The organism is Chromobacterium sp. LK11 (assembly GCF_001043705.1).
Lineage (GTDB): Bacteria > Pseudomonadota > Gammaproteobacteria > Burkholderiales > Chromobacteriaceae > Chromobacterium > Chromobacterium alkanivorans.
In genome coordinates this window covers 91946-98543 of the sequence record NZ_LDUR01000019.1, presented here as the reverse complement: position 1 = coordinate 98543, position 6598 = coordinate 91946, and the positions used below count along the sequence as shown (strand labels likewise).

General features: G+C 66.1%; 8 protein-coding genes. 2 read left to right on the top strand and 6 right to left on the bottom strand.

The window, feature by feature from the left end; all coding sequences use genetic code 11:
• Positions 1-117 precede the first annotated feature (117 nt).
• The gene (locus VK98_RS13535; RefSeq protein ID WP_048414531.1) at positions 118-564 is read left to right on the top strand and encodes a hypothetical protein; all 447 of its coding nucleotides are present in this window, start codon (positions 118-120) and stop codon (positions 562-564) included.
• Here VK98_RS13535 and VK98_RS13530 read toward each other — a convergent pair.
• Positions 561-1571, bottom strand: a complete 1011-nt coding sequence (locus VK98_RS13530) for an arginine deiminase-related protein (RefSeq protein WP_082159005.1) — start codon at positions 1569-1571, stop codon at positions 561-563. The two genes, VK98_RS13535 and VK98_RS13530, sit on opposite strands and share 4 nt — an antisense overlap.
• A 291-nt stretch (positions 1572-1862) precedes the next feature.
• Between VK98_RS13530 and VK98_RS13525 the strand changes: the two genes are divergently transcribed.
• Positions 1863-2771 carry an aspartyl/asparaginyl beta-hydroxylase domain-containing protein gene (locus tag VK98_RS13525; protein ID WP_197083043.1) on the top strand — a complete coding sequence of 303 codons (909 nt, stop codon included), beginning with the start codon at positions 1863-1865 and terminating at the stop codon, positions 2769-2771.
• Positions 2772-2778: 7 nt separating this feature from the next.
• Here the strand turns inward: VK98_RS13525 and VK98_RS13520 are convergent, their stop codons facing one another.
• Genes VK98_RS13520 through dmpG form a run of 5 tightly spaced genes read right to left on the bottom strand, consistent with a single transcriptional unit; the run spans position 2779 to position 6594 of the window.
• Positions 2779-3762: an amidohydrolase family protein gene (locus VK98_RS13520; protein WP_048414530.1), complete on the bottom strand. Its 984-nt coding sequence runs from the start codon at positions 3760-3762 to the stop codon at positions 2779-2781.
• A 28-nt stretch (positions 3763-3790) separates the two neighbouring features.
• Positions 3791-4354 (bottom strand): 3-hydroxyanthranilate 3,4-dioxygenase, encoded by a 564-nt coding sequence (gene nbaC / locus VK98_RS13515; RefSeq protein WP_082159003.1) that lies wholly within the window; start codon positions 4352-4354, stop codon positions 3791-3793.
• 31 nt (positions 4355-4385) lie between these two features.
• Positions 4386-4802 (bottom strand): RidA family protein, encoded by a 417-nt coding sequence (locus tag VK98_RS13510; protein WP_048414529.1) that lies wholly within the window; start codon positions 4800-4802, stop codon positions 4386-4388.
• Positions 4802-5578 (bottom strand): 2-keto-4-pentenoate hydratase, encoded by a 777-nt coding sequence (locus VK98_RS13505; RefSeq protein WP_048414528.1) that lies wholly within the window; start codon positions 5576-5578, stop codon positions 4802-4804. Before VK98_RS13505 ends, VK98_RS13510 begins: the two co-directional genes overlap by 1 nt.
• Entirely contained in the window at positions 5575-6594 is a 1020-nt protein-coding gene (dmpG, locus tag VK98_RS13500) for a 4-hydroxy-2-oxovalerate aldolase (protein WP_048414527.1), read from the bottom strand. The genes VK98_RS13505 and dmpG overlap by 4 nt, the downstream gene beginning before the upstream one ends.
• Positions 6595-6598 lie beyond the last annotated feature (4 nt).

The window sequence follows — 6598 nt, the reverse complement described above, 5'->3', positions numbered from 1 at the left end:
GATTTTTATCACGGAGCCGAGCCAGCCACCGGCTCGCCCAGGGAGCAAGCCTAAACCATCCCGGCCGGCCGTCGTTTCGACTAGCCCTGGACGTTGAAAGGGAAACGGGAGGACATCATGATTAATATATTGATTCGACAACACCTGACGCTCAAAAAAGCAGCGCAGCTAATCCTGGTCTACGAAACAGCGCATGGCCCCATCTCCTTGGCGGACCTGCGCCTCGCCCACCTTGCCAGCAACGCCGAACTCAAGCAGGAGCTGAAGCAGACCATGGAGCTGTACTACCGCTGGATGCGGCGGCATGGCCCGATGCTGCGGCTGGGCGGGCTGGCAAACCTCCAACCGCTCTCGCCAGTCAGGCCCCGCGACGAGGCCGCCTGGGCGACCATCCGCAAGCTCTGGGCCTCCGGCAGGTGGAGCAACCGGGACAACTGTGTTCGAGCCTGCTACAAACAGGCGGGCTTCACCAATCTTACCGAAGCCCGCCAGGCGCTGGTCAGGCAGCCCGCGCCGCCCAACAAGCTCTCTTGGCCGGCCCAGACCTTCTTGGAAAACCGCTAGCGGACGCGCGGCAGGAACAACTCGGCCAGCATGCAGCGGCAACTGCCGCCGCCCACCGCCTCAATGGTGGGAATGGGATTGACCACCGGCTGGCCATGGCGCTCCAGCGTTCTTTGCTGCGCCGGCGTGAAGCCGTTCCAGGCTTGTTCCGACATCGCGATCAGCGGTTGGCCGCCGGCGCCGCGCAGCTGCAGGATATTGCCGCAGAAGCTGCTCTCCACCTGGGCCAGGCTGATGTCCACCACCTCGTGGTGCTCACCCAGCGCGCTCAGCACTTGCCGCCGCTGCTCCGGCCGATGCAGGCTTTCGGAACAGATCACCGCGAAGCCCTCGCCCACGCTCATCATCACATTGGTGTGGTAGATGGGCACGCCGCGGCTGTCCACAGTGTCGAAGAGATGCACCGCCTCCAGGCCGCGCCTGCGCGCGTAACGGTAGAGCGCGCCCGGATGGCAGCGTTGCGAGCGCGCCGCGTACACGCGCTTGCGCGGATGATCGAACACCATCACCCCGGTGCCTTCCAGGATCAACTCCTCCTCCAGCGGATGGCCGGCCCACACCACCTGCTCCACCTCGTAACCGTGGCTCAGCAGCAAGTGGCACAACTCCTCCACCCGCCGTTCGCGGCGGCGGTTCAGCGTGTGCATGGGATAGACGTGCAGGCTGCCGTCGGCGCTGGTGCTGAACCAGTTGTTGGGAAACACCGCGTCCGGCGTCGGATAGCCGTCCGGGCTTTTTTCCAGCACCAGCACTTCGACGCCGTGGTCGCGCAGCCGCTGCGCCATGGCGTCGAATTCGGCCAGCGCCCGCGCGGTGACCTGGGCCGGCGGCAGTTGCAAGCGGTGCTGAAACACATTGTCGGCGCCGGTCTGCTCGTTGAAGGCGAAGTCGTGGGGGCGCACCATCACGACGGCGCGGGCCAATTGGCCCTGTCTGGCGCGGAGCCAGAGCGGCTCCAGATTTTCTTGCGCCGGCGCGTCGGCGGCGGCGATGGCTTGGGCTTGCATGGCGGGGACTCTGTCGGGTGGGTGGTTTGACGGCCGCCCGCGGGCGGCAAATCATTCTACTGACAGTACGCGTTCCGGCCATGCCGTAAACATGACGCGAAACATCAAACAAGCGACATGCCCGCCGGCATTGCGCCCGCAGCCCCCGCTCTTGAGCTCCATCCTTGAATGGCTGGCCGGGCGACGCTCGGCGTCATTCGCGGCAGAATTCCGCTAAGCTATCCCAACTACCAGTCGTTCAAAATCGGTATTTGCTTGAAATTGAGCATATTCATGCACAGCGAGCCCCATATGCCGTATATCAAACTATCCATCCTCCTCGTTTTCGCGCTCTGTACCGTTTACATTCATTACCGCGGCCGCCAAAGGCTGGGCTTCTGGCGCCAGTTGACCGATCACTCCACCTTCATGGCGCCGATCAACTGCTTCTGCTACCTGTTCTCCACCTTGCCGGCCCGCCCCTACCTGCCCTTGCAGCAGTTCCCGGAGCTACGGACGCTGAACGACAACTGGCAGCGCATCCGCACTGAGGCGCTGGCTCTGTCCAACGACGGCGAGATCAAGGCGTCGGAACGTTACGACGACCTGGGCTTCAACTCCTTTTTCAAGACCGGCTGGAAACGCTTCTATCTGAAGTGGTACGACCAGCCGCACCCGTCGGCGGCCAGGCTATGTCCGTACACCACGGAATTGCTGCAAGGCATTCCCTCGGTGAAGGCGGCGATGTTCGCCAGCCTGCCGCCGGGCAGCCGGCTGGTGCGCCACCGCGACCCTTTCGCCGGCTCGGTGCGCTTCCACCTGGGCCTGTCCACGCCGCAGAGCGAGGCCTGCTACATAGAAGTGGACGGCCAGCGCTACAGCTGGCGCGACGGCGAGGCGGTGCTGTTCGACGAAACCTATCTGCACCACGCCGAGAACGCCACCAAACACCAGCGCATCATCCTGTTCTGCGATATCGAGCGCCCGATGCGCTTCCGCTTCGCCGCCTGGTGCAATCGTCTGATCAGTCGCCTGCTGCTGGGCGCCGCCAGCTCGCCCAATCAGGACGGGGACCGCACCGGCGCGCTCAACCGCCTGTTCCGCTATGTGCAGGCGGTGCGGCTGTTCGGCAAGCGCATCAAGGCGCAGAGCCGCGTTGGCTACTACGCACTGAAATGGCTGTTGTTCGGCGGGCTGTTGCTGGGCTGGCTGCTGAGCTGAAGCGCCCTTATAGATTGAAGAAAGCCCGCGCATTGTCCGTCAGCAGCCGCCGGCGGATCTCCGTGTCCGCCACCGTGTCGCGGATCAGGCCGCCCACCGTCTGCTCGCCCAAGGGAAACGGCGCGTCCGAACCCAGCATCACCCGCTCCGCGCCCATGGTGGCGATCAGCAGCTGCAAAGCGCCCGGATCGAAGATGGCGGAATCCACGTAAAAGCGGTCCAGATAGCTGGACGGCCGCCGCGGACAGTCTTCGCGCACAATGTCCCGCTGCTCCCAGGCGTTGTCTACCCGCCCCAGCAGATAGGCGAAGCTGCCGCCGCCGTGGGCGAAGCAGATTTTCAGGCTGGCCGGCAGCCGTTCGAAAGCGCCGGACAGGATCAGCGACAGAATGGCGAGCTGGGTTTCCGCCGGCATCGACACCAGCCAGGGCAGCATCCAGCGCTTCATCCTCGCGCCGGCGCCCATCATGTCCCAGGGGTGCACCAATAGAGGGATGTTCTCGGCGGCGCAGTGGCCCAGAAACGTCAGCAAGCCTTCATCGTCCAGGTCCCGCTCGCCGACGTGGTTGCCGATCTGCACGCCGACATGGCCGGCGTCGCGGGCGCGGCTGGCTTCGCGGCAGGCGGCGTCGATGTCCTGCAGCGGCACTTGCGCCAGCGCTTTCAAGCGTTGCGGCGCGACGGCGGCCATCTCCAGCGCGCGGTCGTTCATCAGTTGCGTCCACGGCAAGGCGCGCTCTATCGGCGCGGCGTAGGCGAACATCACCGGCGTCGCGCACATGATCTGGATGTCTATGCCTTGCTCGTCCAGCCAGGCCAGCCGGCGCGCGCCGTCCCACAGCGCGTCGTGCACCGGCCGGAACGGCTGGTCGCCCACCATGATCTGCCCGTTGCGGCCGGAGGTTTCCAGCCAGGGCCCGCGCCGCGGGTCCAGCCGGGCCGCTTCGGCCTGGCTGATCCGCGGGAAGAAATGGGAGTGGATGTCTATCATGGCGGGGTTTCTCAGTTAGTGGTATTTCTCAATGGCTGGACCGCTGCCGCAGCTCATGCCAGGCGGCGTAATCCTTGCCCGGATGGACGGTGCCGCAATGGCGGCAGCGGCGTTCGTCCTCGCTCAGCGCGTAAAACAGCTGATAGGCCTTGGGCAGGTCGTCCACCAGACTGTCCAGCTGCTTGGAGAAGCGCCAGACCTCGGTGGCGCAGACAGGACAGTACCATTGCAGGCTGTCGTGCTCGCCAACCGGCCGCGGCTTCTCCACCAGCAGGCACAGGCCGGGTTCCGGCCGTTGCGGCGAGTGGATGACATGGGCCGGCAGCAGGAAGGCGTCGCCCTCGCGCAGCTCGATGCGGTCGAAACGCCCGCGGTCCCAAATCTCCAGGTAGGCGTTGCCCTGGATCTGGTAGAAGATTTCCTCGGTGGGGTTGTCGTGAAAATCGGTGCGGGTGTTCGGACCGCCCACCATATTGATGATGTAGTCGCCGTCCGGCCAGATGGCGGCGTTGCACACAGGCGGCTTGAGTTCGCTGTGATTGCGCTTTGCCCAGTCCAGCAGATTGAGCGGCATGCCGTATTGCAGTTCCATCTCACTTCTCCTTCCCTAGTGGTCACTCCGTCTAAAGCGGTTTGTAGGCGATCGCCTTGATTTCAATACGCAGGTGCGGATGCGGCAGCTGATGCACCGCCACCGTGGTCCGCGTCGGCCCCTCCTCGTTGAAGTACTCGGCGTAAACCTGGTTGTATGCGGCGAAATCGTTCATATCCACCAGGTAGGCGCAGATCTCCACCACATCGGCCAAGCCGGCGCCGGCCGTGGCCAGGATGTCGCGGATATTTTCGATCACCGCCCGGGTTTGCAGAGCGATGTCCAGCCGCGTCGCGCCCATGGCGTCGGCTTCGGCGCCGACTATGCTGTTGTCCGGCCGCCGCGAGCTGGTGCCGGAGACAAAGAGGAAATCGCCGGCCCGCTTCAGGTGCGGAAAGCGGCCGCGCGGCACGGCCTTGCCGCTGACGGTGGTGGCTTGGGTGCTCATCAGGCGCTCCCGCTGGTTTCAAATTCGCAACGGCCCAGGCCGGCGATCTCCACGCCGACGTGCAGGCCGGCGCGCAGCGGCTCCGCCGCGGTGGCGGCGCCGGCCAGCAGCAAGGAGCCGGCCGGCAGCGAGCGTCCCGCCGCGTGGAGCAGCGCGGACACCTCCATCAAGGCGCGCAGCGGCTGGCCCAGGATGGCGGCGCTGCTGCCCAACTGCACCGGGCGGCCGTCAAAGCGCAGCGTCACCCCCAGATTGTCCAAGGGCGTGTCCGGCGGGCTTAGCGGGCCGACGACGAAATGGGAGGAGGAGCAGTTGTCCGCCACCACGTCCTCCAGGCTGAAACGGAAGTCGCGATAACGCGAATCGATGATTTCCAGCGCCGGCGCCACGCCGGCCAAAGCCAGTCCGGCCTCGGCCAGGGACAGCGGCCGCGAGATCTCCTGCGCGGTGACGAAGGCGATTTCCGGTTCCACCCGCGGATGGATCAAACGCGTCAGCGCCAGCTCGCCGCCGTCCGCCAGTTGCATCGCGTCGGTCAACTCGCCCCAGATCAGCGCGTCCACGCCCATCTGCACGCGTTTGGCGCGGCTGGTGAAGCCCAGTTTCAGCCCCAGCGCGCGCTCGCCGCGCTGCTGGCGCAGCGCGATGCCGGCCTGCTGGATGCGGTAGGCCTGCGCCAGATCGAAGCCTTGCCGCGCGCTTAGTTGATCGACGGCTTCGCCGGTTTGGGTCGCTATGTCCAGTTCGCGAGCGCAGGCTTGAATGAAGTCGGTCATGCCGCGCCCCCCTTGGCCTTGAGCAAGTCCAGCGCCACGTCGACTATCATGTCCTCCTGCCCGCCCACCATGCGGCGACGGCCCACTTCCAGCAGGATGTCCAGGGTTTTCAAACCGTATTGCCGCGCCGCCGTTTCCGCGTGGCGCAGGAAGCTGGAGTAGACGCCGGCGTAGCCCAGCGCCAGCGTTTCGCGGTCCACCCGCACCGGGCGGTCCTGGGTGGGCCGCACCAGGTCGTCGGCGGCGTCCATCAGCCGGATCAGGTCGCAGCCGTGGTTCCAGCCCAGCCGCTCGGCGGCGGCGATGAACACTTCCAGCGGCGCGTTGCCGGCGCCGGCGCCCTGGCCGGCCAGCGAGGCGTCGACGCGGCGGCAGCCCTCTTCCACCGCCACGATGCTGTTGGCCACGCCCAGCGCCAGATTGTGATGGGCGTGCATGCCGGTTTCCGTCTCCGGCCGCAAGGCGTCGCGCAAGGCGCGGAAGCGGTCGCGCACCTCTTGCATCAGCAAGGCGCCGCCGGAATCCACCACGTAGACGCAGTGGGCGCCGTAGCTTTCCATCAGCTTGGCCTGCTCCGCCAGCCGCTGCGGCGTGGTCATGTGCGACATCATCAGAAAGCCGACGGCGTCCATGCCCAGTTCGCGCGCATAGCCGATGTGCTGTCTGGCGATGTCGGCCTCGGTGCAGTGGGTGGCGACGCGCACGATGCGCGCGCCGGCGTCGTAAGCGTTGCGCAAGGCGCCGACGGTGGCGATGCCGGGCAGCAGCAAGGTGGCGATCTTGCTCTTGCTCACCGATTCGGCCGCGGCGGCGATCCACTCGACGTCGCTATGGGCGCCGAAGCCGTAGTTGAAGCTGGAACCCTCCAGCCCGTCGCCGTGCGCCACTTCGATGGAGTCGACGCCGGCGGCGTCCAACGCCGCGGCGATGGCGCGCACCTGGGCCAGCGAGTAGCGGTGCCGGACCGCGTGCGAGCCGTCGCGCAGGGTCACGTCGGAAATATACAGTTTGTCCATGCCG